Consider the following 26,971-nt stretch of genomic DNA (forward strand, 5'->3'; position numbering starts at 1 on the left):
GTGCTTACCTCCTTCGAATGAAACCATTCTCCGTTCCAGCCAATTGTATGAATTTTCCGTCCATTTCGCTTGACCTCATTATACATGATGAAAAAGAAGGAATACAAGGTGAAACAACCGGCCGCTTGTCCTCCATTTGAACGCAAACAAGCAGGCTGGAGACAACTCTCCGCCTGCTTGTGATCTTGTCGTGCTCTATGATTGTATTAGACCAGCTTGCTTATAAATGCCGCTTCCGCTTCATTAGCCGGTACCAGCGGCAGCCGTACTCCGCCTACAGGCAAGCCGCGCAGGCCAAGCGCGTATTTAACGGCAACCGGATTAGGAACCGGATGCGGGCATTCGAACAAGCCTTTGAATACAGGATAGCATTCCGCATGCCATTTCGCTGCCTGCTTCACGTCACCGCTAAGATACGATTCGATGAGCTGCTTCATTTTTGCGCCAATAATATGGCTCGCCACGCTGACAATCCCATATCCGCCGATGGCAAGTGTAGTTAGCGTCGCGCTGTCATCGCCGCTGTACACTCTGAAGCTGTCCGGAGCTGCGGCAATAATCTGCGACAGCTGGTCGGGAGAAGCACAATCCTTCGTTGCCACCACATTGTTCAGCTCGGCAAGGCGGAGCGTTGTCTCAACGGAAATATTGATTCCCGTACGCCCTGGAACGTTGTAAAGCATGACAGGTAATTTGGTAGATTCAGCGATTGCTTTGAAGTGTTGATACAAACCTTCTTGATTCGGCTTGTTGTAGTACGGTGCAACGAGCAGCACGCCGTCTACACCGGCATCTTCCGCTACCTTGGTCAGATGAATGGAATGAGCCGTGCTGTTGCTTCCTGTGCCTGCAATAATTTTGCAGCGGCCGGCAGCATGTTTCACGGCATAACGGAACAGTTCCGCTTTCTCCTCCTCTGTCAAGGTTGGGGATTCACCCGTTGTACCAGATACAACAAGCGTGTCGCTTTGCTGTTCATCAATCAAATAATCGATCAGACGACCGGTCGTGTCCCAGTCAATTTGACCGTTCTCATCAAAAGGCGTGACCATTGCAGTAATTAATCTACCAAAATCCATTGTTATGACCTCCTGAAAAGTACTTCACTTCGTTAGCGTATCAAATAATCACTATTATATATGAAGTTCGAACTTCGCGTGAAGCGCCCTTACCGCCTTCACCATATCCTCTGCTGTCACCAATACCCAGATCGTCGTATTAGAGTCAGCCGATTGCATGATCGTAATGCCTTCCTCGGTTAGTGCTTCCACAATGCGGGCCATGACGCCCGGTACCCCGTTCATGCCGCCGCCGATAACCGATACCTTCGCGCAGCCTCGAATGGCCAGCGGGTCATATCCGCATTCCTGCAGAACCGCTACAGCCCGATCGGCATCCTGGTCAAACACGGTATATACCGCACCGCTTGGCGTGACGTTAATGAAATCAACGCTGATATGATGCTTCGCCATTGTCTGGAACACTTGAAGCTGAACATCATTTCTGCCTTCAATCGCTTTTACCGAAATTTGCGTAACACCGGATACATGGGCAATCCCCGTAGCCTGCCGGTCGGCTACCGGAGTCAGTGCCGCATCCGAGACAAGCGTCCCTTCATCCGAAGAAAAGGTTGATCTCACCCGTACCGGAATTCTCGCCTGCTGCGCGATTTCCACGGCGCGAGGATGAATCACTTTGGCTCCTTGGCGAGCCATATTGCAGATCTCAGCGTAGCTGACAACCTGCAAAGGTTTGGCATTCTCAACGATGCGAGGATCGGCGGTTAATATTCCGTTCACATCCGTGTAGATGTCGACCATTTCTGCCCGTAATGCGGCGCCTATTGCCGTTGCCGATGTATCGCTTCCGCCACGGCCGAGCGTCGTCATATCGCCGCTTTCCGTGCTTCCTTGAAAACCCGTTACTATGACGACTTTGCCGTCTCTTAATTGCTGTAATACTTTTTCAGGACGAAGCTCTTTGATCCGAGCATGCCCGTATTGATCATCTGTTATGATTCCTGCTTGGCCGCCGTTTAAAACAACGGCTGGAATACCTTCAGAGCAAAGCAAGCTGCATAAGGCGGCGGCTGATATGATCTCCCCGCAGCCCAGCAGCATATCCCGCTCCCGCGCCGGCAGCTTATCGCCATTATTTCGGATGACCTGAAGCAAGGTATCCGTTGCATACGGATCACCTGAGCGCCCCATTGCCGAAACAACGACTACAACGCTATAGCCATTTGCGAGCTCTCTTGCAATATGTTGAAGACAAAAGCTTCTAGCATGATCGGTCGAAAGTGAAGTGCCCCCGAATTTTTGTACCAGGATGCGCATTGCTGTCTTTCCCCCGTAACCGATACAAAGATGTCTGAACCAAGTGACCGCAGGCAAGACATCTTATCGATCGTAGTTGTTTTTTTGTTGCATGCGATTCGATGAGAGGCAACCATCTGAATAGTCGATCAATTTCGATTTACTCATAAAGACAAAACAAGCGGCGTAATCGTAATTAAGGTTCCGGCGTTATCGCCAGCTCCTTAATTACGTCGCCGCCTGCATGTGAAAGATGATGCACCTATTAGAGCATTTTAGTAATTAAACCGCTCAATCAGCAACGGCTGCAGCTGTTTCCCCTGCAAGGCGGCTTCGCAAGCTTCCAAAGCCAGATCCATTCTCGCAACAAGCGAGTTTGGCTTTTGAACCGGGTTATCTTGGCCAAAAGGCACAAAATAAATATTTTTAGCTACTAACAGTTTTGCAATATTAGCAGCGTTTAGCCCGAGACCATCATTGGTTGAAATCGCGAGTACAAGCGGCTTCAAGTTGCGCATTTGAGCTTTCGCCGCCATGAGCACGGCACTGTCCGTAATCGCATTTGCAAGCCTGCTTGTCGTGCTGCCCGTGCATGGCGCAATCAGAAGCACATCAAACAGCTTCGCCGGGCCAAGTGGTTCAGCCTGCACAATCGTCGAAATAATCTCATTGCCGGTAATCGCCTTCAGCTGCGTCTGCCATTCCTGAGACGTTCCGAATCGCGTGTCTGTTGTCATAATGGTCTGCGACACGATTGGCACGACATTCGCGCCAGCGTCTACAAACCGTTGAATTTGAGGCATGATTTCTGCCAGTGTACAGTGCGAGCCAGACAGCGCATACCCGACTGTTTTCCCCGTCCAATCCATTACCCATTCCCCCGCTTTATCGAATCGTCCGTAATCAACTGAGTCAAGCAATCCGCTATGATTCGTCCAGCTGTTTTGGGTGCGACGATACCGGGAAGTCCGGGCGCGAGTATCGCTTTAATGCCTCTCTTCTCGGCGAAGCGGAAATCAGTTCCGCCCGGCTTCGTGGCAAGGTCAATAATAACGGTTCGCGAGGGCAAATTTGCTATAATTTGCGCTGTGACTATCATAGTCGGAATTGTATTAAAAAGCAAGTCAATATTACCCGTATTTTGGAGTAGCTGACTTGTGTAAAATGGCACAAAACCCATCTCGGCGGCTCTTGCGAAATGCTCGCTCCGCCTTACTCCTATAAGCACTTTTGCCCCAAGACTCTGCAGCGTCCGGGCCATGGTGAACCCCGTTCTGCCGAAGCCGAGCACCATACTCGTTGATCCATGTATCGTAATATCCGTATTCTGAATGGCCATCATGATGGCCCCTTCTGCCGTCGGAATGGAGTTGTAGATCGCAACATCATCCCTGTCGAACAGCTCGACAAGACCTATCTGATGCTTATCGCAAAGCTCCCGCAAATAAGGCTTTGCCATTCCGGCATACACCTTGCAATGCTTAGGCAGCCTGGCAATATGCTGATCCTGTAGCTGCATCTGCCGGTCACTGAATACAGCATGAATAAAGCCATTATCGTCCGTGCCTACTGCAGGCAGCAGCAATGCATCAACATCATCAAACAAGCTATCGTCAAATTCAGCATGCACGGCGCCGTCCAAGGAAGAATGCAGTCCGTCAAAGCCGGATACCGTTACCGTTGCATCAAGCTCGGTTAACTTGCGTATGACTTCAAGCTGTCTCGCATCTCCTCCTAGCAGCAGTATTTGAACGCCTGTTAGCATGTAGGCTTCACTCCTTTCTGCGCACTAGTTATAGACCATCTTATGCCCTGAGCCCAGAATGGTGAAAACCAATATTTTGGAACGCAAAAAAGCGCCAAAACCAAGGTTTCTGGTCTTGACGCTTCTTCCCGGCAGCCATGCCGCCATCTTTTATACGCCTGTATGCCCGAAGCCGCCTGCACCGCGTACGGTGTCCGGCAGTTCATCGGCTTCGGCGATTGTGATCTCCGGCAGCAGCTGAATCACCATCTGCGCGATCCGCTCGCCGCGGTTGATCGTGAACGTCTCCTGCCCGAGATTAATGAGCAGCACCTTCACTTCGCCGCGGTAATCGGCATCAATCGTACCCGGCGAGTTCAAGCAGGTGATGCCATGCTTGTATGCGAGTCCGCTTCTTGGACGCACTTGTGCCTCTACTTGCGGCGGCATCGCCATTGCAAGACCTGTCGGTATCAGCTTGCGTTCCCCAGGCGACAACACGACAGGCTCGGTTACAGCTGCCTGAAGGTCAAATCCTGCTGCCCACTCCGACATTTTGCTTGGCAATGCGATATCTTCGTTTCCCGCCAGCCGCTTAAATAGAATTTGAAACAAAACGATCCCTCCCGATCTGAGCTGCAGCTTTATCGTTTGTTCCAACCATGGCAACGGCAAACGGTACGGACAACATGCGTTCCGTTACTTCCTGAACATCCTTCATCGTAACATTGTCGATGCGTTGCAGCATTTCGTCTAACGTATAATGTCTTCCAATCATCAGTTCATTCTTGCCAAGACGGTTCATCCGGCTGCTGGTGCTCTCCAGACTAAGGATAAGGCTGCCCTTCAGCTGCTCTTTCCCGCGGTGAAGCTCCTCGTCGCTCAGACCCTTCACCGAAAGCTCCTCCATCTGCTCCAGCGTCAGATCAAGCACTTCTTTCGTCTGCTTCGGCGCGGTTCCGGCATAGACCGTAAAGAGACCGCTGTCGGCATAAGAGGTATGGTACGAGTAGACGGAATAAGCAAGTCCCCGCTTCTCGCGGATCTCCTGGAACAGGCGCGAGCTCATGCCTCCGCCCAGCGCGTTATTCAATAAGATCATTGCATACAGCTGCGGGTCCGAGTTCGAACAGCCCGGGAATGACAGGCAAAGATGGTTCTGCTCGGTTTTTTTCTTGAAGAAAATATATTCGCCGTGGAACTTGGGAGCCGTAACGATGCTGCTCTTCCCTTTGTTCTGGAAACGGCCAAAATATTTCTCCAGGAGCGCCAGAAGCTTGCCTTCTTCTACATTGCCGGCCACACTGATAACCGTGTTCTCGATCGTGTATGTATCATTCATATAGCCGCGCAGCGATTCGGAATTCATGGCTGTAAGACGTTCTTCCAATCCAAGAATCGAATACGCGAGCGGATGGTCGCCATAAGCCGCGCGGGATGATTCATCATGCACCTTGTCATCCGGAGTATCTTCGTACATCGAGATTTCTTCCAAAATGACGTTCTTCTCCTTCGCCAGCTCCTCTGCATCCAGCTTCGACTCGAAGAACATATCCGAAAGGGCATCTACTGCGAGCGGCAGATGCTCATCCAGCACCTTAGCGAAATAACAGGTGTATTCCTTGGACGTAAAAGCATTCACATTGCCGCCAATTCCATCGAACAGATCGGCAATATCTTTTGCTGAACGGCCGTTGGTCCCTTTGAACAGCATATGCTCGACAAAATGGGAAATCCCGTTGTTCTCGGGTGTTTCGTTCCGCGAACCTGTCTTTACCCAAATGCCGAAGGAGACCGACCGAAATGTCGGCAAGTATTCCACAACGACTCGGAGGCCATTGCTGAGCGTGTATTTATTCACATCGTATCCTCCTAAAATGAATTGCAAAACATATGGTGCATTATCAAACCTTTGTGATTACCAACACAAATGGTGCATTATCAACCGTTTGTGGTGATTCATGCTACGATAGCATGAGCTAAACATGAATGATTTCACTATAACAAATTTAGGGAGTCTGCTCAACCGGAGAAGGCAGACGGTCGGATGACAATGTTTCGCTGACCGTACCTAGCGCATAACCTTGACGCTTGGCTTCACGGATCATGCCGGTTAGAGCATCTCGGGAAGAAGCGGTTGGGTGCATAAGAATTAAAGCACCTGGTTCGAGCTTGGAGGAAATCTTCTTGATAATCCAATCCGGCGAAGGCTTCTGCCAATCAACTGTATCAATCGTCCACATGACCGTCATTAGTCCCTGTTCGCTGGCCACCTGGATCGTTGTCTGATTATAGGATCCGGAAGGAGGAGCAAACCATTTGTTTTGGACGTCTAGTGTGCTTTTCAACAAATCCTCGGTTCGCGAAATTTGCGTAAATTGATTTTGTCTGCTTAAGGTTTTCATATCCGGATGCGAATACGCATGATTGGAGATTTCATGTCCCCGCTCCTGGATATGCTTCGCAACATCCGGATACTTTTTCAGCCACGAACCATCGAGGAAAAAGGTTGCTTTCACATGTTCTTTGTCGAACGTATCTAGTATGGCCGGAAGATACTCATTCCCCCATGCCACGTTAACCATGATCGAAATCATTTTTTTGTTGGGGTTCCCCTTATAGATCGGCCAAGGTCCCAGATCCTTTAAGGATATTTTCGGTGAAATTTCCTTGTATACAAACTGAATCGGCGAAGTGCTGCCGCTTGCTATCGTTTGCTGATAAGTTTTTTCTATATCCACTTCAAGACCGTTATAGCCGGGGATGGCTTTCCATACTCGATCAATCCGGGCATCAATCGGTTGAACGTACCGCTGCTGAGCCTCAGCCTCAATCGTTTCCCGAAGCTTGGCTTTCTCCTCATCGGAAATAGCAACTTCGGTACCCGTTACAACGGCGTTCTGCCCTTTAATCGCTTGAATATAATCCATGATGCCAAAGGCATTCATCTGGAATACAACAATTAGTACGATAAAGGAAGCACCTAGCCCAATGATTTTATTCCGCATCCGCATCATTCCAGCTCCTACTTATCGGTATACGCCAACTGATTTGGCGAATGCAGGCCTAACTAAGGCATACGCCTGCGCTTGTCTAATAAGTATGTGCAACTGGACGAGATTATGATCAGCATCCTCGGACAAAACAAAAAGAAGACAGTAATGATCTGTCTCTTTTTGGCAATACAAAACAAAAAGAAGACAGTAATGATCTGTCTCTTTTGGTGAAGACAAAACAAAAAGAGACAGATCAAATCTGGCTCTTTGCTTAAATCCTATAAAAGCGCAGCAGGTTACTGCGCTGGAACTTCCGGAGTCAGAACAGCTTTGCGGGACAGGTTAATACGGCCCTGCTGATCGATTTCCGTAACTTTCACCGTAATTTGGTCGCCAATCGCAACAACGTCTTCCACCTTCGCTACGCGCTCGGTAGACAATTGAGAGATGTGGACAAGGCCGTCTTTGTTCGGCAGAATTTCAACAAACGCGCCGAATTTCTCGATCCGTTTAACGGTTCCGAGGTAAACCTCGCCAATGACAACTTCTTTTACGATACCCTCAATAATCGCTTTCGCGCGTTGGTTCATCTCTTCATTCGAGGAAGCAATGAAGACCATGCCATCCTGCTCGATATCGATTTTTACGCCGGTCTCTTCAATAATTTTATTGATGATTTTACCGCCGGAGCCGATAACGTCACGGATCTTATCAGGGTTGATACGAAGAGTAAGAATCTTAGGAGCATATTGCGACAGGCTCGAACGCGATTGAGACATGACTGCCGTCATTTTGCCGAGAATGTGCATACGGCCAATGCGCGCTTGCTCAAGTGCTTGCGACAAGATCGCACGGTCGATACCGTTAATCTTAATATCCATCTGAATCGCCGTCACGCCTTGCGCCGTGCCTGCAACCTTAAAGTCCATATCGCCGAGATGATCTTCCATACCTTGGATATCGGACAAAATCGAGAAATGATCCCCGTCTTTGATCAGACCCATTGCAATACCCGCTACAGGTGCTTTGATCGGTACGCCGGCATCCATCATAGCAAGAGTGCTCGCGCAGATACTTGCCTGCGAAGTCGAACCATTCGATTCAAGAACTTCGGATACAAGACGGATGGTGTAAGGGAAATCCGTTTCCGAAGGAATAACCTTGGACAATGCGCGTTCGCCAAGTGCTCCGTGACCAATCTCGCGGCGGCCAGGAGGACGAAGCGGACGTGCTTCACCAACGCTAAACGGCGGGAAGTTGTAGTGATGCATGAAACGTTTGGTTTCTTCCGGGCTAATACCGTCCAGAATTTGAACATCGCCAAGTGCGCCCAGTGTACAAATGCTAAGCGCTTGAGTTTGTCCACGTGTGAACAAGCCGGAGCCATGTGTACGCGGCAGCAAAGCAACATCACATTCGATAGGACGAATCTCGTCAAGAGAACGGCCGTCAGGACGTACTTTGTCATGGGTGATCAAGCGGCGAACTTCTTCTTTCACGATGTCGTACAATACTTCTTTTACATCGCCCAGAAGCTCTGGAGTTTCGGCATACGCTTCTTCAAAATGAGCAACTGTTTCGCCATTAACAGCATCAATTGCGTCTTGACGCGCATGCTTCTCCGGAATACGGATCGCTTCAACCAGCTTCTCCGAAGCAAAGGCGCGAACGGCAGCATTCACCTCAGCGTTAACCGCATGAAGCTTCACTTCCATTTTTGGTTTGCCTGCAGCAGCATGAAGCTCTTCAATCATTGCCACGATTTTCTTGATCTCGTCATGGCCGAACATGATCGCTTCAAGCATCACGTCTTCCGGCACTTCATTACCTTCAGCCTCAACCATCATGATTGCGTCTTTTGTGCCAGCAACCGTAACGAAGATTTCAGTCTCCGCTTCTTGCTCTACAGTCGGGTTAATGATGAATTGACCGTTAATACGACCTACATTTACGCCGCCGATTGGACCGTTAAATGGTACGTCGGAAATGCTCAAAGCTGCGGAAGTACCGATCATTGCCGCGATTTCCGGCGTGCAGTTCTGGTCTACGCTCATTACGATATTCGCGACTTGAACATCGTTACGGAAGCCTTCCGGGAACAATGGGCGAATCGGACGGTCGGTCAAACGGCTCGACAGAATCGCTTTCTCGCTTGGGCGTCCTTCGCGTTTAATAAATCCGCCAGGGATCTTGCCTACAGCATATAAACGCTCTTCATAGTTAACCGTAAGCGGGAAGAAGTCCAAATCTTTGGGCTCAGCCGAAGCGGTTACCGTACAGAGAACTACTGTATCCCCGTAGCGAACCGTTACTGCAGCATTAGCCTGTTTTGCCAAACGGCCTGTTTCCAGCACAAGCGTTCTGCCGCCTAATAACATCTCTACTCGTTGCAAACGTATTCCCTCCTAAAATGAATTGTGAAGCAATGCCTATGAATTGCAAAGCTTATCTCGCTTCGTAAGCATGTGCTTAAAGTATGTAACCATTGGTTTTCATTACATTCGTGAACAGCTCTGGTATATCCTGCTGAATTTTGTAATATTACAAAAAGCAACCCGATTCTGCCGGCTCCGGTAGCCCGGACGGCAAGACAACCAGGTTGCTTTTCATGAAACATGTTCTAGCGGCGAAGGCCGAGTTTTTCGATCAATGCGCTATAACGTTTAACATCTTTGTTTTTCAGGTATGCCAACAGCTTACGGCGTTGACCTACCATCTTGAGCAGACCACGGCGGGAATGATGATCTTTCTTGTGCTCCCGCAAGTGTTGCGTCAAGTTCACGATGTTTTCCGTCAGGATAGCCACTTGAACTTCCGGGGAACCCGTGTCGCTCGCGTGTGTTTTGTGAGTCTCGATCAGTTGTGTTTTACGATCTTGTGTAATTGCCATCCTCGTTCACCTCCTATTTCAGTTAATCGCCATTAGCCTCGAAACCGCCGGTGAGAGCAGATATCCAAGCTAAGGTTCGATTGCGGAACAGTAACGGACAAGCCGTTCTCGCCCACAACGTTACTCAGTATACCACAATGAATCAGGCAAAGTAAATGCCGACGCTTAAGCAAGGCCAAAGAATTGCTTGGTTTGCTTCGCGTCTTCGCCAATCTGCTCGATTAATTCATTCACCGATCCAAACCGTTTCTCCGGACGGATAAAGGAATGGAACTCCAGCGTAATGGATTCACCATAGATTTCTTGATGGAAATCGAACAGATGCGCCTCCAGAACGGGACGGATCTCTTCTTTATTAAACGTTGGCTTCATGCCATGGTTCAATACGCCGAAATAAGTTTTGCCCGCTACCTTCGCCTTTATCGCAAATACGCCCAGACAAGGTGTAATATAAGGCTTCGATAAACCTACGTTAGCCGTCGGGAAGCCGATCGTCCGGCCCCGTGCGTCACCGTGTACAACCGTTCCTTCCACTTCATAAGGACGTCCGAGAAGAGTGGTTGCAAGAGCAATGTCCCCTTTCTCAAGAGCAGCCCGAATGTAGGTGCTGCTGACCTTTTCTTCATTCTCATAAAGAGGCTCAACGATGTCCACCGTAATATCGGGGCTTCCTAACGTTCTCATCAATTCCGGATTCCCCTTGCCCTTTGCTCCAAAAGTGAAATCGAATCCGACCACGACATGCTCGGCATGGAGCGGACGCAATACTTCATCAACAAACTGCTGAGGACTGATCGAAGCAAACGTCAGGTCGAACTTCATGACAAACATGATATCAACCCCAAGCTCTGCAAACAAAGCCCGCTTCTCTTCCGGCGGCGTCAAGCAACTGAAATATTGGTCTCCTTGCCCCAGAACCTCTTTCGGATGCGGCAGAAAAGTCATAACGGCGGACAAAGCCCCTGTGTTCTTTGCAATTTGAACCGCTTGACAAATAACGTTCTGATGACCGCGGTGGACACCGTCGAAATGTCCGATTGCCACAGCAAGCTTCTTGTTCTGAAGCACGGCTGGACATTCTTGTAAAGGATAAGTAAGGGTTATAATTTCCATGCTGATACACCTGCAATTCCTCTATATAATCCCGGTTAGGAGAATACTTTCACCGGCTTAAGTGCCAATGCTTCGTCATCGGCCTCGAAAATTCCGATAAAAGCATCATTTTCGCCATATAGGCGTACGAGCCTGCTGGAATCGAAGGAAGCCTTAATCCGCGCATACGGTATTTTCTGCCCTCGAAGCGCCATCTCCGTAACAACTGCGTCCGCTTGTACTCGCTGAAGATGATCGATAGCCAGATCAGCCGGAAGCATTTTCTCCTCCAGCCTTCCCGCTTCCTGCAGCTTCTCCAGTTCTTCAAGCGTGACACATTGCTCTCTGGTAATTCCACCTGACATCGTCCGAGTCAGCTCTGCCATCGCAGCAGGTACGCCAAGCGCACGGCCGATATCAACGCATAGCGTACGGATATAGGTTCCCTTTGAGCACATGACGGAAAAAGTAAAGCGCGGCTTATCCGCATCAAGATCGGCATAAATCAGATCAATCTGGTGGATCGTAACTTTGCGCGACTTCCGTTCAACCGTCTTGCCTTCTCTTGCCAGCTCATAGAGTCGCTTGCCGTCTACTTTCACGGCGGAGTACATCGGAGGAACCTGGTCAATCTCGCCAACAAAGCTTTGCAGCACCTGCAATACCTGTTCTCTGGTTATCTTGATACCCGACTGCTCCTCAAGGACCGTCCCGGTCAAATCCTCTGTATCCGTTGCTGTGCCAAGCTGTATAACGGCTTCATACGCTTTAGGTCTCTCCTGCAAATACTCTACAACTCTAGTAGATCTCCCGAGACATAATGGCAATACCCCAGTCACCATCGGATCTAGAGTACCTGCATGCCCAATGCGCTTCATACGAACGATACGCCGTACCTTCGCCACTACATCATGCGACGTCCAACCGGCAGGCTTCCATACGGCAATAATTCCGTCCATCTATCCATTCAACGCCTTTCTAACTGCTTCAACAAGCTCCTCGATTACTTCAGTCAGCGTTCCTTGCATCCGGCATCCTGCAGCTCGGACATGGCCGCCTCCGCCGAAGGATTGTGCAATCGCTGCTACATCCGCTTTACCTGCTGATCGAAGACTTGCTTTCACCCCGCCATCTTCCGTTTCCTTGAAAAGAATGCCAACTTCCACTCCATCAATATTCAGTGCGTAGTTGACGATCCCTTCCATATCGTCGGATACGGCGCCGGTCTCTTTCATATCATCCTTGGCTACGTACAGCCAGCCAATCTGCTGATCGTCCGAGAAGGTCAATCTCGCCAAGCTGCGCTGCAGCAGCTTCAGCTTAGCCATCGTCATCTTCTCCAGAAGATGATCCGCCAGCTTATGACCGGGAGCTCCCAATGCAAGCATACGAGAAGCTACATCCATAACCTTCGGACTTGTATTCGAATAGCGGAAGCCGCCTGTATCCGTCAGCAAGCCTGTATAGATAGCCGTTGCGCATTCAACGTCAATTGCGCTGCCGGACCGTTCAATCATATCATATAAAATTTCAACCGTTGCCGCGGCATCAGGCAGAATTACGTTTACCGTACCAAACCCGTTATTCGTAGGGTGATGATCGATATTGAGCAATTTCACATCCTGCGCAAACAAGGCTGAAACCTCGCCAATACGCCGAAAATCGGCGCAATCGACCGCAATCACATGCGTGTACGTTTGCCCCGGTTTTTCCTTGCGATAATTGACAATTTGATCAAAGCCTCTTAAGTAGCTAAGCCGTGAAGGAGATTCCCCTTCATTGATCAGCGTTTTTGATTTGCCCAATTGGTCAAGCATCCAGCCAACAACTGAAGTGGAGCTGATTGCATCTCCGTCGGGCTGCACATGGGAGACGACTAAGAAGTCGTCTCCTTCCCGCATAAATGCAAGCGCAGCTTCAAGCTGTTGCCCGTATTCCGCGGCGGCCGTCATTGGCCTTTATTCCCGCGGTTAATTTCTTCAAGCAACCCTTCGATGCGGCTGCCGTACTCGATGCTGCTGTCGAACTTAAACATCAGCTCGGGAGTATGGCGAAGACGCATCCGCTTGCCGAGCTCTGAACGGAGATATCCATTCGCTTTGCCCAGCGCTTTAAGGGTTTCTTCCTTCTGTTCTTCGCTGCCGAGCACGCTGAGGTAGACACGTGCCTGGGAAAGGTCACTTGTTGCCTCAACACCCGTTACGGTAATAAATCCGATACGAGGATCCTTCAGCTCGGTTTGAATAATTTGGCTCAGCTCTTTCTTGATTTGTTCGCCGACCCGTCCTACGCGAATTTTAGCCATGCTTTAATCACCTCTCTACCGACTCCATAACGAAGGCTTCAATAATATCCCCTTCTTTGAAGTCGCTAAACCGCTCGATCGTAATACCGCACTCGTAGCCTTGAGCAACTTCCTTCACATCGTCCTTGAAGCGTTTTACCGTATCCAATTTACCTTCGAATACGACGATACCGCCGCGGATGACGCGAACTTCGGAGTTACGAGTGATTTTACCGCTTGTAACCATACAACCAGCGATAGCGCCAACTTTACTCAGCTTGAAGATGTTGCGGACCTCAGCCTGGCCTTGAACGACTTCTTTGAAGATTGGATCCAGCATGCCTTTCATCGCTTGCTCGATCTCTTCGATTACGTTATAGATAACGCGGTGCAGACGAACGTCTACTTTTTCTTGCTGCGCAGCCAAATCAGCTTGTGGTTCAGGACGAACGTTAAAGCCGATTACGATAGCGTTGGATGCAGCAGCCAAGTTGATATCGGATTCTGTGATTGCACCTACGCCGCTGTGAATGATTTTGATACGAACGCCTTCGATTTCAATTTTCGCAAGGGAGCCTTTGAGCGCCTCTGTCGAACCTTGAACGTCAGACTTGATAATAATGTTGAGATCCTTGATCTCGCCTTCTTGGATATGCTTGAACAGATCGTCAAGCGTTACGCGGGAGTTCGCGCCAAGCTCGGATTGACGTTGTTTAATCGAACGGCGGTCTGCAATTGCTCTTGCTTTGCGCTCGTCTTCGAATACCATGAACGGATCGCCTGCAAGTGGTACTTCTGTCAAGCCAGTGATCTCCACCGGAGTAGAAGGACCAGCTTCTTTGATACGGCGGCCTTTGTCGTTCACCATTGCGCGGACACGGCCGAAGCAGTTGCCGGCAACGAAAGCATCGCCGATCTTAAGCGAACCATGCTGTACGAGAACGCGTGCGACCGGACCTTTACCTTTATCCAGCTCGGCTTCGATAACCGTACCGCGAGCGCGTTTGTCTACATTCGCTTTGTAATCATTTACTTCAGCTACGAGCAGAATCATCTCGAGCAGTTCTTCAAGACCGAGACGCTGTTTCGCGGAAACGTTAACGAAGATCGTATCGCCGCCCCACTCTTCAGGTACCAGTTCGTATTCCGTCAGAGCCTGTTTGATTTTGTCAGGATCTGCATCCGGTTTATCGATTTTGTTAACCGCCACGATAATCGGCACGCCTGCCGCTTTCGCATGGTTGACAGCCTCAACCGTCTGAGGCATAACGCCGTCATCGGCCGCTACTACGATAATCGTAATATCCGTTACTTGGGCACCGCGTGCACGCATAAGCGTAAACGCTTCGTGACCCGGTGTATCGAGGAACGTAATTTTCTTATGGTTGATCTCTACTTGGTAAGCGCCGATATGCTGCGTGATGCCGCCTGCTTCTCCGCCCGTTACGTTTGTATGACGAATAGCGTCAAGAAGCGTTGTTTTACCATGGTCGACGTGACCCATAATCGTTACAACCGGTGGACGAGTAGTCAGATCTGCTTCATCATCCACTTCTTCAACCGTTTCGAAGGTATCCTCTTCAACCGGAATCTTCACTTCAACTTCTACGCCGAATTCAGATGCAATCAGAAGGATCGTATCCATATCGAGCTCTTGGTTGATGGTAGCCATTACGCCAAGAGAAATAAGCTTCTTAATAACTTCGGAAGCATCCTTGTGGAGCAGCTTCGCCAGATCGCCTACTGTCATTGTACCGCGTACAATAATTTTCTTAGGCGTGTTGTCGATTTTCTCGCGTGGAGGCTGCTGCGAATGATTACGGTTATTTCTGCCGCCTTTGCCGCGGTTGTTAGGATTCGTTCTGAAGTTCGGTTTGCCGTCGTCGAAGCGTTTTTGGCTGCCGTTGTTTGTCTTGTTCTTGTTGACAACATTATTGTTGCTCTTACGGTTTGTTTCCCCTGCAGCAGTACCGCGGGAAGTTGGTGCCGGACGCGATGAATCGAATGAACGGGCTGGACCGCCGCCGCCTTGTGGTGGACGGTTGCCGCCTGGAGCACCGCCGCCTTGCGGACGATTGCCGCCCTGGCCGCCGCCTTGCCCTTGCGGACGGCTACCTTGGTACCCGCCGCCGCCTTGCGGACGATTGCCGCCTTGGCCGCCGCCTTGCCCTTGCGGACGGTTGCCTTGATACCCGCCGCCGCCTTGCGGACGATTGCCGCCTTGGCCGCCGCCTTGCCCTTGCGGACGGTTACCTTGATACCCGCCGCCGCCTTGCGGACGATTGCCGCCTTGGCCGCCGCCTTGTCCTTGCGGACGGTTACCTTGGTACCCGCCGCCGCCTTGCGGACGATTGCCGCTGTACTGCGGTCTGCTGTTGTTGCTATTGCTGTTGCCGGAATTGTTGCTGTTGCTGGAGCTGCTGCTTGCATTAGCGGTAGATTGGCTCGAGCTTGTGGTATTCGCACTGTCTTGCTGACTTTGTGCTGGACGTTGTTCTTGTTGCGATTGGTTGGTTTCAGATGTCGTTTTAATAGAATTCATAGGCCCCTGTCTGTCCTGAGATAGATTTTTTTGTACCGGTTGAGACTGCTGCGGTTTGCTTGCCGGCTGTGATGCTGCCGATACAGTCGCACTGCCTTCCTGAGCACGCTTTGCAGCCGCATTTTGCTTGATGTCGCGGAAGAAGCCTTCCACTTTATTCACCATTTCGGTTTCCATAACACTCATATGATTATTAACGGGCAAATTAAGCCGCTTAAGAATCGTTATAATTTCTTTACTGCTCATGTTTAGCGATTTCGCGTATTCGTATACGCGTGTTTTATCTTTATTGTCCTTGCCATTGTCCTGTTGTTTGCTCAATATTATCCACCTCCGAATTTTGACTCAGATGACCTGCAATCATTTTTCCGAACTTTGCGTCAGTTACCGCCAGTACGACTCGTTCCGGCTTTCCAATGGCCTTTCCAAGCTGATCGCGGTCAAATGCTTCGGCGAGCTGTACCCCGTAGGTGTTGCATTTGTCGCGAAACTTCTTCTTCGTATTTGGAGAAGCATCGCCCGCAATTATGACGAGCTGTGCTTCACCCTTACGAACCGCCTTGAGCACAATTTCATCTCCGGTAATAAGCTTTCCGGCTCTCATGGCCATTCCGAGCGAAGACAAGCCTTTATTCATCTTCATCGCTTTCCCGCTCCTTGCCTGCCAGAAACTCGTCCTCTACCGCAATGAAATCCTGTTCAAGCTGGTCGTAAATCGATGCGTCGACTGCTTGCTTTAATGCCCGGTCGAGCGCCTTGGACTTCTTAGCCAGCTTAAAGCAGCTGACCTGTCCGCAAAGGTAGGCGCCGCGCCCGGCTTTTTTCCCCGTCAGGTCTATAAGCACTTCTTCGTTTGGTGTCCGAACAACCCGGATGAGTTCTCTCTTCGGCTTCATTTCTTGGCAAGCCACGCACTTGCGAAGCGGCACTTTTCTCGGTCTCACCGCACACCCCTCCTTTGCCCGTTAATGGACCCAAGATGTAAGCCAGCCTTAAGTCAAATCGATCGAAACGGAATCCTGGTGCATCGTGCCGGTCGTTGTCTTAGGACGGCCGTATTCCTGCTCCGCTTGCGTCTCGCTCTTGATATCGATTTTCCAGCCAGTCAGCTTCGCAGCAAGGCGCGCGTTCTGACCCTTAATGCCAATGGCAAGAGACAGCTGGTAATCAGGTACGATTACGCGGGCCATTTTCTCTTGTTCAAATACGATAACCTCAAGCACCTTGGATGGGCTGAGCGCATTCGCTACATATTCCTCAACGCTCTCGGACCAGCGGACGATATCAATCTTCTCGCCAGTGAGCTCGTTCACGATTGTTTGTACGCGCATGCCCTTAGGACCAACGCAGGATCCAACCGGATCAACTTCCTCGTTGCGCGAGTGAACGGCAATCTTCGAACGGAAGCCAGCTTCGCGGGCAACGGAACGAATCTCTACTACGCCATCATAGATTTCCGGCACTTCGAGCTCGAACAGGCGCTTCAAAAGACCAGGATGCGTACGGGACAAAATAATCTGCGGTCCTTTAGTCGTATTCTCTACCTTCGTAATATACGACTTTACGCGGTCACCGTGCTTGAATTTGTCCGTTGGCATCAGTTCGGTAAGCGGAAGAACCGCTTCAACCTTGCCCAGGTCAACAAACAGGTTACGCGTATCTTGACGCTGTACGATACCGTTGACGATATCTTCTTCTTTATCAATAAATGCGTTGTAGATCAAACCGCGCTCCGCTTCGCGGATACGCTGCGTAACTACCTGCTTTGCTGTCTGAGCCGCGATCCGGCCAAAGTCACGAGGCGTAACTTCGATATCCGCGATATCATCCAACTGGTAGTGAGGGTTGATCTCGCGTGCAGCGTCGATTGTAATTTCCAGACGCGGGTCGAGCACTTCGTCAACAACCGTCTTACGAGCGTATACTTTAATAACGCCGCTGTGGCGGTTAATGTCCACGCGAACGTTCTGCGCTGTATTAAAGTTGCGTTTGTAGCTCGATATCAAAGCCGCTTCAATCGCTTCTAACAGCACTTCCTTTGCAATCCCTTTATCCCTCTCGATTTCCGACAATGCTTCAATAAAATCCATGCTCATTGGAATGGAGTTCCCCCTTTCAAAAATAAAACGCTATTTAGAACACAATCGCAAGACGAGCGCTCGCGACTTTGGCATAAGGAATAATATGATCTTTCTTGCCGATCTTGACCGTAGCCTGTTCGCCGTCAAATGCCGTTAGCTGTCCTTCAAATTCCTTAGAGCCGTCAATAGGCTCGTAAGTCGTTATGTAAACATGCTTGCCGACTGATTTGCGAACATCTTCCGGCTTCTTAAGCGGACGTTCCGCACCAGGGGATGATACCTCTAAGAAGTAAGCATCGGAGACCGGATCGTTCTTATCCAATTCCTCGCTCAAAAATTCGCTGATTTTACCGCATTCGTCTATATCGATGCCGCCTTCCTTGTCAACGAACACGCGAAGGAAGTAGTTGCTGCCTTCCTTGACGTACTCAATATCAACAAGTTCAAATCCATTGCTATTAAGGAAGGGAGTAACCATTGCCTCAACGACGGTTTTGATTTTGGATGTGCTCAATCGGTGTAACCTCCTGTTTCTTCGTACGTCTGCAAACGGCCCAATCGTATGCGAAAAAAGCCGTTTACAAAACGTAAAGAGTGGGTTTCCCCACTCTCTGCTTCAAGTCTCTATCCACATCATTGCCACAAAAATTATATCATAACCGCATAGGGGTGACAAGAAATGTTTTCTAGCCTACCCGAGTTTAAAACAGCGACAGCTGGTTGGATTCCGGCAGTCCGCGGAAGCAGCCCATCCCTGTTAACACCTCGATTATGGTCTTGCTGGCCTTGGATCTTTGCTGGAAATCTTCGATCGACAGGAATTCGCCGGCATCCTTGGAGGCGGCGATATTACGCGCAGCATTCTCTCCGATACCGCCAATCGCCGAGAAAGGCGGGATCAGAGATTCTCCGTCAACGATAAACTTCGTCGCATCGGACCGGTACAAATCAATCGGCTTGAAGGAGAAGCCGCGGGCTGTCATTTCAAGTGCCATTTCCAGTAAAGAGATACTGTTCTTTTCTTTGGTTGTCGCGTTAAAGCCCTTGTCTTCGATCTCGATAATCTTCTTCTGAATGGCATCGTAACCTTGACAGAGCAGCTCGAGATCAAAGTCCTCCGCGCGTACCGAGAAGTACGTTGCATAATAATGAATCGGATAATACAGCTTGAAATAGGCTGTCCGCACCGCGGAAATAACGTAAGCGGCGGCATGCGCCTTCGGGAACATGTACTCGATCCGGAGGCAGGAATCAATGTACCACGCCGGCACTTTGCAGCGTTTCATCTCTTCGATCCATTCCGGAGTAAGACCTTTGCCTTTACGAACGCTCTCCGTAATCTTGAAGGCGAGACCGGCGTCCATGCCCGCTTTATAGATCAGATACAGCATGATATCGTCACGACAGCCGATAACCGTCTTGATGTTGCAGGTTCCTTTTTTGATCAGTTCCTGCGCATTGCCCAGCCATACGCCGGTACCATGGGAGAGTCCCGAAATCTGAAGCAAATCGGCAAAGGAAGAAGGCTGCGTCTCATGAAGCATCTGGCGGACGAACTTCGTCCCCATCTCCGGTACGCCGTAAGTAGCAACCGGCGTGCGGATCTTCTCTGGGGAAACTTCCAGCGCTTTGGTCGAGTTGAACATGCTCATGACCTTTGGATCATTCATCGGTATGGTTGTTGGATCAACGCCAGTCAAGTCCTGGAGCATCCGCATCATCGTCGGGTCGTCATGACCCAGTATATCAAGCTTCAGCAAGTTAGCTTCAAAAGCGTGATAATCGAAATGCGTCGTCTTCCACTCCGCGTTCACATCATCTGCCGGGTATTGCACCGGAGTTATGTCTTCGACTTCCATATAGTTCGGAACAACAACGATACCGCCCGGATGCTGACCTGTACTCCGCTTCACGCCGGTTACGCCGGACGCAAGGCGCGACAGCTCCGCGCTACGCCATGTTTTACTATGATCCTCGGCATATTTTCGCGCAAAGCCATATCCCGTCTTCTCGGCTACTGTACCAATCGTGCCGGCACGGAATACGCATTTGTCGCCAAACATGATCTTGGTGAAGTTATGCGCCGTTGGCTGATATTCACCGGAGAAATTAAGATCGATATCGGGAACTTTATCGCCCTTGAACCCGAGGAAGGTCTCAAACGGGATGTCCTGTCCTTCGCCCTTCATCGGCATGCCGCAATTCGGACAATTCTTGTCCGGCAAGTCAAAACCGCTCGGGACGCTTCCGTCAAGAAACCATTCGCTGTGACGGCATTCCGGATTCTTGCACAGATAATGCGCAGGAAGCGGATTAACCTCGGATATGCCAAGGAAGGTAGCAACTACGGAGGAACCTACCGAGCCCCTTGAACCTACGAGATAGCCATCCGCATTGGATTTCTTAACGAGCTTCTCCGAGATCAAGTAGTTGGCGGAGAAGCCAAACTTGATAATCGGTACAAGCTCCTTCTCGAGACGGTCGATTACGACCTGCGGGAGATCCTCTCCGTACATCGATTTCGCCGTGTCATAGCATGTCTTCCGGATTTCCTCTTCCGCCCCTTCGATAATGGGAGTGAAGAGCTTATCCGGGAACATCTCGAACGGTTCGAACCGATCAGCGAGCTCAACCGTATTCTTGACCACAACCTCATACGCACGGGCCTCGCCAAGGAAAGCAAACTCCCTCAGCATCTCTTCCGTAGTACGGAAATGAGCATCGGGCTTCCGCAAATCTTTAAGCGGACTGAAGCCGGTGATCCCGTGAATCGCAATGTCGCGATACAGCTTATCCCGCGGATTCAAATAATGAACGTTTCCTGTTGCGATAACCGGCTTGCCAAGCTCATCGCCAATCTCGCAGATTCTGCGCATCGCCTGTTCGATTTCAGCGCGGCTGCCAACCAGTCCTTTGTCAACAAGGTGCATATAGAAGTCAACCGGCTGAATTTCAAGCACGTCGTAGAAGCGGGCTACTTCAAGTGCTTCTTCGTAGGATTTATTAAGAACCGTCTCGAAGAATTCGCCCTTCTCGCAGCCGGAAATGACAAGAATGCCTTCGCGCATGTCGACAAGCTTGCTCTTCGGAATACAAGCAACGCGCTTGAAATGCTCGGTATGCGAGATCGACACCATCTTGAACAAATTTTTCTTGCCGGCTGCATTTAACGCGTAAATATTGCAATGGAATGGCCGGGAATTGGATATATCGAGGCCAACATAATCATTTAATTGATGAAGTCCGGTAATATTTCGTTCTGCCGCATCCCCGATCAAACCAAACAATACGCCGCCGAGCGCAACGGAATCGTCCACCGCGCGGTGATGGTTCTCAAGAGATACTTTATATTTAGCGGATAACGTATTAAGACGATGATTCTTAAGCGTAGGATGAAGGAATCTTGCGAGCTCCAGCGTATCCAGCACCGGGTTCGTTACTTCCGGCATGCCAATGGATTTCAGGTTCGCTTGTATGAATCCAATGTCAAATCTGGCATTATGGGCAACCAATATGGAGTCGCCGATAAACTCAACAAACTCTCGAAGCTTCGGCTCAAGCTCCGGCGCATCCTTGACCATGTCATCGTTGATGTTAGTTAATTGTTGAATATGATAAGGGATTTTCTCATGCGGGTTAATGAAAGTCGAAAAACGATCAATCTCCTTGCCTTCGCGCATCCTAACGCCCGCAAGCTCTATAATTTTATTATTAATAATCGACAAGCCCGTTGTCTCAATATCAAATACGATGTATTCCGCTGTTGCCAGCTGATCTTCGCGAGGATTAATAACCATCGGCACCGCATCATTAACAACATTGGCTTCAAGGCCGAACAACACCTGTATGCCGTTCTTTTTCGCAGCTTTGAAGGCTTCGGGATAGCAATGAATATTACTGTGATCCGTAATCGCAACCGCCTTATGCCCCCACTTGGCCGCCATCTTCACATACTCGCCTATCGGCGTTACCGCATCCATGGCGCTCATCGTGGAGTGTAGATGGAATTCTACTCGCTTTTCTTCCGCATTGTCTTTGCGGTCCGGCGGTGAGGAAATCTCCTGAAGGTCGTTAGGTATCATAATGAGTTCAGGCTCTTGCATAAAGCGGTCATAATCGACCTTGCCTCGTGCCTTCACCCATTTGCCGTTAGACAGCAGGTTGAGGATTTTCACGTCTTCCTTCGTCTTGGCAAACACCTTCATCGCCATCGAGTCGGTGAAGTCCGTTATGTTAAAGGTGAACAAGGTCATTCCGTTGCGGAGCTCTTTCACCTCTAGGCCAAACACTGCGCCTTGTACCGTGATCTTCTTCTCTTCTTCCCGAATGTTCATCAGAGGAGTAGGCTCATCCCGGATATCATAACCCATCGCCAACTTGACAGGATCTTCGCCGCCTTCACCTTCGCTTGGTTCAGATGCGACGCTTTCCATGATCTGAATGACGGCTTCCCGTTCCGCTTGATCGCGCTTCTGCTGGAACTCTTCATAGACATCCTGTCTAGCCTGCTCGCCCACTTCCATCTTCACCCGGTAGGTACGGTCGAAGGTACGCTCGTAAAAGCTGCTAATTGCCTCGTCTATCCGCTTCTTCTTGGCAAGCTCTAGCCCCATGCCATCAAGCAGCGATACCGTAATCATATCGTTTGCCGGCTCCATGCCTGCTTTGCTCAACCATCCGTTAACCGATGGATTCTCCTGCTGCACCCACTCTAGGAACAGAGGCCAGTATTCGCGGGCAATATCAATTGGTGGTACGCTCTCGTCATAAAGAAGGCGGAAGGAGGTGTCGGCTATATGCGAAAATTTCATGTTAACGGCTTGAGTCAGCGCCATAAAGGCCTTATAAGGAACTAAAGACGTTTTGCGGATGCAAAACGTCCATTTTCTGTTGCTTTTCCCTACAATGACTTGTTCAATAAAGCCGTCTTTGTAGTAAGAATTAATTATTTCGAGCGGCAGCCCCGCTTGCTGCATAAGCAGCTCAAAGCGCTGCCGGTTGTCTCCGGTTTGGCTCATGGCAATCAATCACTCCTAAACGATCCAATCCGATCGATGCTATTAGTAGGCACGTGCAAAAACGACTGTGTGCTCCGCATGATCACCGCATACGAGACATTTGCTTTTCTTCTTCTCCGGTTCGAATGGAATGTTACGGCTTGTCGCGCCTGTCTCTTCCTTCACTTGCTTCTCGCAAGCGGCGGAACCGCACCAGCCAGCCAATACAAATCCACGCTTCTCTTCCATCGAAGCTTTCATCTCGTCAAGCGTATCTACATCATAGAAATTATCTTCACGGAATTTCTTTGCTTTCTCGTACATGTCGCGCTGAATATCGGCAAGCATCGTCTCGATTTCAGCAAGCAGATTATCCTGAAGAACGATACGTTTCTCACCGCTGACGCGCGATACGAGAACAACTTGTCCATTTTCCATATCACGAGGTCCAAGCTCCAGACGAAGCGGAACGCCGCGCATCTCGTATTCGTTGAATTTCCAGCCTGGACTCACGTCCGAACGGTCGTCAACTTTCACGCGAATTCCGGCTTTCTTCAGCTCGGCATAAAGCTCGTCTACCCGGCCAACCACTTGCTCGCGGGTCTTAGCCGGACCGATTGGAATCATTATGACTTGTGTTGGTGCAACCTTAGGAGGCAATGCCAGACCGCGGTCGTCACCATGAACCATAATCATAGCACCAATCAGACGCGTACTCACGCCCCAAGATGTGGTATGAGCGAACTGAAGCGTATTCTCGCGGTCCAGGTATTTAATATCAAAAGCTACGGCAAATTTGGTGCCAAGATAATGGGAAGTACCGGCTTGTACCGCTTTGCCGTCTTTCATCATCGCTTCGATGGAATAGGTGTTCACGGCACCCGCGAAACGCTCGGAAGGTGTCTTCTCCCCTTCAATCACCGGGATAGCGAGGAACTCTTCTACGAATTCCCGGTATACCTTGAGCATTCTCATCGTCTCTTCGCGAGCTTCGTCCTCGGTCTCGTGAGCGGTATGACCCTCTTGCCACAAGAATTCGCTAGTGCGAAGGAACGGCAGCGTACGCTTCTCCCAGCGTACAACGTTCGCCCATTGGTTAATCAAGAGCGGAAGATCGCGGTACGATTGAATCCATTTGGCATACATATGGCCAAACATCGTTTCCGAGGTCGGTCGGATCGCCAGACGCTCTTCCAGCTTCTCGCCTGCTGCTTCGGTTACCCAGGGCAGCTCGGGATTAAAGCCTTCGACATGCTCCTTCTCCTTCTGGAAGAAGCTCTCCGGAATAAAGAGCGGGAAATAAGCGTTGCGGTGGCCGGTTTCCTTGAAACGGCGGTCCAGATCGCGCTGAATATTTTCCCACAGCTCATAGCCTTCGGGGCGGAACACGATACAGCCGCGAACCGGCGAATAATCCATGAGCTCCGCTTTTTTAATAACATCGATATACCATCTTGAGAAATCTTCACCTTGTGGCGTAATTTCGGTAACAAATTGTTTATCCTTAGACATAACCGACTTATGGCTCCCCTCGTACCAATCGCAAAATATCATTGTAAGTCACCACAAGCATCAGCAGCATAATCAAGGCAAAGCCGATGAAGTGGACCATGCTTTCCCGGTTCGGATTAACCGGACGCCCGCGTACTGCCTCGAGACCGAGGAAGATAAGCCTGCTGCCATCAAGCGCGGGAATCGGCAGCAAGTTGAATATCCCTAAATACAGGCTTAACAAAGCCGTCCAAGACGTCAGATCCGTAATCCCCTTGCGGGCAATTTCACTCGTCATTTCCGCCGTGCGGACCGGTCCGCCCAGATCGTCCAGCTTGAAGTCGCCGATGATGATCTTCTTGAAGCCTTCAAATATGCTGATGGTCATCGACTTCATCAGCTTGGCAGCACCCGTGATGGTCTCGCCGACCGTTGCGCTGCGGAACTGGTATGCCGCCGTGATGCCAACCTTGCCTACGCCTTGATCATCTGCGACCGGCGTCAGTTTGATTGGCTGAAGCACACCATTGCGAATGACGTTCAATTGAATGGCCTTGCCCGCAGACGCTCCGATGATATCAATCATTTTGTCATAATCGGTACCGATCTTGACTCCGTTAACCGTATCAATCAAGTCGCCTTGCTGCAATTGAGCCTGCTCAGCCGGCATTCCTTTGGATACCTTGTCAACAAGCAAGCCTTGCGGCGTACCTGCCAGCTGTATGTATACCATGAACAAAATAAACGCGAGCACAAAGTTCATCAGCGGGCCGGCAAAAATCGACAACGCGCGCGCGCCAACCGATTTGCTTCCGAATTGACGGTCAATCGGAGCAATTTGCGTTTCTTTCCCTCTCGAAATAAGAAGCGCTGTAGGATGAACGGAGAAACGTTCATGATCTCCCTCGACATCAAGGGCTACGAACAAATCCTTCTCCAGATCAATTCCGGTCACTTCGCCGCGAACAACACCGCTTCGCTCATCCAGCCGATCGAGATAAATCCGGGTAATCTGGTTGTTCTTAACCCGAACAGCTACCGTTTGGCCAACAGTAACGTCTACAATTTCCGGATCCTCGCCTGCCATGCGGACAAAGCCGCCTGCCGGCACGAGCCTCAGCGTAAACCGCGTTTCACCGCGCTTGATTGAGAATAGTTTAGGTCCAAAGCCGATGGCAAATTCCCGAACCAATATCCCAGCGCGTTTGGCGAAGTAATAATGTCCCCATTCATGAATGGTTACAATGACAAAAAATACGAGCACGGTCATAAATATGACCCGAATCATCTCCATAGCGAGCCTCCTGTTCGTAACGGCCTGTACATAGATTATCATTATTCTCCCGTACGATACAAGAGAACCGCAGGTTACTGCAAAAGCTAGATGGCCGCTGCCTCTTTACGAGCCCAGGCATCAATTTCTGCTATCGCCTGCAAATCGTTAACTGCAGTTACCGAGTGGCGCTCAAGAACGCGCTCCAGCACTCGCTCAATGCCTAAGAAATCAATCTCCCCGTTAAGAAAACGGGCTACTGCAACTTCATTGGCCGCATTAAACACCGTTGGCGCGGATTGTCCTGCCCGGCCGCAATCAAATGCAAGCTTCAGGCAAGGGTATCTTGCAAAATCCATCTCGCGGAAATGAATCTTTCCGATAGCCGCTAGATCTATCCGCCCTGTTGGAGTCGGCCGGCGCTCCGGATAAGTCAGCGCATATTGAATGGGCACGCGCATGTCCGGCAAGCCCATTTGAGCGATCACGCTGTTGTCGCTGTACTCCACAAACGAATGAATGATACTCTCCGGATGGATCAGCACCTTGATTTGATCATACGTTACATCAAAGAGCCATCTTGCCTCGATAACTTCGAGGCCTTTGTTGACCATGGTCGCAGAGTCGATTGTAATCTTGGCTCCCATCGACCAGTTCGGATGGTTTAAAGCTTCAGCGACCGTTACCCCCTCCAACTGCTCTCGGGTACGGTCCCGGAATGATCCGCCGGATGCGGTTAGCGTAAGCTGCTGAAGGGCCTTAAGATCCTCCCCATTCAAGCATTGGAATATCGCGGAATGCTCGCTGTCAACAGGAATAATCGAAACACCCTTCAGTCTGGCACGCTCCATCACAATATGGCCGGCTGTCACAAGCGTTTCTTTATTCGCGAGCGCAATTGTCTTGCCCGCGTCAATCGCCGCAAGAGTTGCGGGCAAGCCGCGGCTGCCCACAATTGCCGTTACAACCACGTCCGCATCATTATTCGCCGCGGTTTCTACAAGCCCTTCTTCGCCATACAGCACCTGGATGCCGGAAGGCAATTCGGCCTTCGCCTGCTCCGCCAATTCCTTATTGCCAAGGCAGACCACGGATGGTCGGAATTGCTTCGCCTGCTCAATCAGCAATGGCAGGTTATTGCCTGCCGACAAGCCGACTACCTGGTAACGCTCCGGGTCATTGGCGATGACTTCGAGCGTCTGGGTGCCGATGGAGCCGGTGGAGCCTAATATGGTGATTTTTTTCATGGATTCCTCCTGGAACTCA

22 protein-coding genes are annotated in these 26,971 nt (G+C 50.2%); all 22 read right to left on the reverse strand.

Annotated features, from left to right (window positions below):
* Positions 1–206: 206 nt before the first annotated feature.
* The 22 genes from dapA to M3194_RS00860 all read right to left on the reverse strand — a co-directional run bounded on the left by dapA (position 207) and on the right by M3194_RS00860 (position 26,952).
* On the reverse strand, positions 207–1,079 hold the full coding sequence (gene dapA / locus M3194_RS00755; RefSeq protein ID WP_251651127.1) for a 4-hydroxy-tetrahydrodipicolinate synthase: 873 nt from the start codon (positions 1,077–1,079) through the stop codon (positions 207–209).
* A gap of 54 nt (positions 1,080–1,133) precedes the next feature.
* Positions 1,134–2,336, reverse strand: a complete 1,203-nt coding sequence (gene dapG, locus M3194_RS00760) for an aspartate kinase (RefSeq protein WP_251651128.1) — start codon at positions 2,334–2,336, stop codon at positions 1,134–1,136.
* A 254-nt stretch (positions 2,337–2,590) separates the two neighbouring features.
* On the reverse strand, positions 2,591–3,184 hold the full coding sequence (locus tag M3194_RS00765) for a dipicolinate synthase subunit B (RefSeq protein ID WP_251651129.1): 594 nt from the start codon (positions 3,182–3,184) through the stop codon (positions 2,591–2,593).
* Entirely contained in the window at positions 3,184–4,080 is an 897-nt protein-coding gene (dpsA, locus tag M3194_RS00770; RefSeq protein WP_251651130.1) for a dipicolinate synthase subunit DpsA, read from the reverse strand. Before dpsA ends, M3194_RS00765 begins: the two co-directional genes overlap by 1 nt.
* Before the next feature lie 150 nt (positions 4,081–4,230).
* Positions 4,231–4,674: a dUTP diphosphatase gene (gene dut, locus M3194_RS00775; RefSeq protein WP_251651131.1), complete on the reverse strand. Its 444-nt coding sequence runs from the start codon at positions 4,672–4,674 to the stop codon at positions 4,231–4,233.
* Positions 4,655–5,920, reverse strand: coding sequence for a M16 family metallopeptidase (locus M3194_RS00780; protein ID WP_251651132.1), 1,266 nt, complete (start codon positions 5,918–5,920; stop codon positions 4,655–4,657). Before M3194_RS00780 ends, dut begins: the two co-directional genes overlap by 20 nt.
* Before the next feature lie 148 nt (positions 5,921–6,068).
* Positions 6,069–7,076, reverse strand: coding sequence for a polysaccharide deacetylase family protein (locus tag M3194_RS00785; protein WP_251651133.1), 1,008 nt, complete (start codon positions 7,074–7,076; stop codon positions 6,069–6,071).
* A 275-nt stretch (positions 7,077–7,351) separates the two neighbouring features.
* Positions 7,352–9,433: a polyribonucleotide nucleotidyltransferase gene (gene pnp / locus M3194_RS00790; protein WP_251652074.1), complete on the reverse strand. Its 2,082-nt coding sequence runs from the start codon at positions 9,431–9,433 to the stop codon at positions 7,352–7,354.
* Positions 9,434–9,675: 242 nt separating this feature from the next.
* A complete protein-coding gene (gene rpsO / locus M3194_RS00795) occupies positions 9,676–9,945 on the reverse strand; it encodes a 30S ribosomal protein S15 (RefSeq protein ID WP_127495788.1) in 270 nt (89 codons plus the stop codon).
* 165 nt (positions 9,946–10,110) lie between these two features.
* The gene (locus M3194_RS00800) at positions 10,111–11,058 is read right to left on the reverse strand and encodes a bifunctional riboflavin kinase/FAD synthetase (RefSeq protein WP_251651134.1); all 948 of its coding nucleotides are present in this window, start codon (positions 11,056–11,058) and stop codon (positions 10,111–10,113) included.
* Between the two features lie 35 nt (positions 11,059–11,093).
* On the reverse strand, positions 11,094–11,996 hold the full coding sequence (truB, locus tag M3194_RS00805; RefSeq protein WP_251651135.1) for a tRNA pseudouridine(55) synthase TruB: 903 nt from the start codon (positions 11,994–11,996) through the stop codon (positions 11,094–11,096).
* A complete protein-coding gene (locus tag M3194_RS00810; RefSeq protein ID WP_251651136.1) occupies positions 11,997–12,989 on the reverse strand; it encodes a DHH family phosphoesterase in 993 nt (330 codons plus the stop codon).
* Positions 12,986–13,342 carry a 30S ribosome-binding factor RbfA gene (gene rbfA, locus M3194_RS00815; protein WP_251651137.1) on the reverse strand — a complete coding sequence of 119 codons (357 nt, stop codon included), beginning with the start codon at positions 13,340–13,342 and terminating at the stop codon, positions 12,986–12,988. The genes M3194_RS00810 and rbfA overlap by 4 nt, the downstream gene beginning before the upstream one ends.
* A gap of 7 nt (positions 13,343–13,349) precedes the next feature.
* A complete protein-coding gene (gene infB / locus M3194_RS00820; RefSeq protein ID WP_251651138.1) occupies positions 13,350–16,184 on the reverse strand; it encodes a translation initiation factor IF-2 in 2,835 nt (944 codons plus the stop codon).
* The gene (locus M3194_RS00825; protein ID WP_049790157.1) at positions 16,150–16,500 is read right to left on the reverse strand and encodes a L7Ae/L30e/S12e/Gadd45 family ribosomal protein; all 351 of its coding nucleotides are present in this window, start codon (positions 16,498–16,500) and stop codon (positions 16,150–16,152) included. The genes infB and M3194_RS00825 overlap by 35 nt, the downstream gene beginning before the upstream one ends.
* Positions 16,493–16,807: an RNase P modulator RnpM gene (gene rnpM / locus M3194_RS00830; RefSeq protein WP_091181683.1), complete on the reverse strand. Its 315-nt coding sequence runs from the start codon at positions 16,805–16,807 to the stop codon at positions 16,493–16,495. The genes M3194_RS00825 and rnpM overlap by 8 nt, the downstream gene beginning before the upstream one ends.
* Before the next feature lie 48 nt (positions 16,808–16,855).
* A complete protein-coding gene (gene nusA / locus M3194_RS00835) occupies positions 16,856–17,959 on the reverse strand; it encodes a transcription termination factor NusA (protein WP_251651139.1) in 1,104 nt (367 codons plus the stop codon).
* Positions 17,960–17,996: 37 nt separating this feature from the next.
* Positions 17,997–18,458 (reverse strand): ribosome maturation factor RimP, encoded by a 462-nt coding sequence (gene rimP, locus M3194_RS00840; protein ID WP_251651140.1) that lies wholly within the window; start codon positions 18,456–18,458, stop codon positions 17,997–17,999.
* Between the two features lie 187 nt (positions 18,459–18,645).
* On the reverse strand, positions 18,646–22,962 hold the full coding sequence (locus tag M3194_RS00845; protein ID WP_251651141.1) for a PolC-type DNA polymerase III: 4,317 nt from the start codon (positions 22,960–22,962) through the stop codon (positions 18,646–18,648).
* 42 nt (positions 22,963–23,004) lie between these two features.
* Positions 23,005–24,453: a proline--tRNA ligase gene (gene proS / locus M3194_RS00850; protein ID WP_251651142.1), complete on the reverse strand. Its 1,449-nt coding sequence runs from the start codon at positions 24,451–24,453 to the stop codon at positions 23,005–23,007.
* Positions 24,454–24,460: 7 nt separating this feature from the next.
* Positions 24,461–25,726 (reverse strand): RIP metalloprotease RseP, encoded by a 1,266-nt coding sequence (gene rseP, locus M3194_RS00855; RefSeq protein ID WP_251651143.1) that lies wholly within the window; start codon positions 25,724–25,726, stop codon positions 24,461–24,463.
* 86 nt (positions 25,727–25,812) lie between these two features.
* Positions 25,813–26,952, reverse strand: a complete 1,140-nt coding sequence (locus tag M3194_RS00860) for a 1-deoxy-D-xylulose-5-phosphate reductoisomerase (protein WP_251651144.1) — start codon at positions 26,950–26,952, stop codon at positions 25,813–25,815.
* Positions 26,953–26,971: the final 19 nt, after the last annotated feature.

The sequence above is a fragment of the Paenibacillus glycanilyticus genome (assembly GCF_023715145.1).
GTDB lineage: Bacteria > Bacillota > Bacilli > Paenibacillales > Paenibacillaceae > Pristimantibacillus > Pristimantibacillus glycanilyticus_A.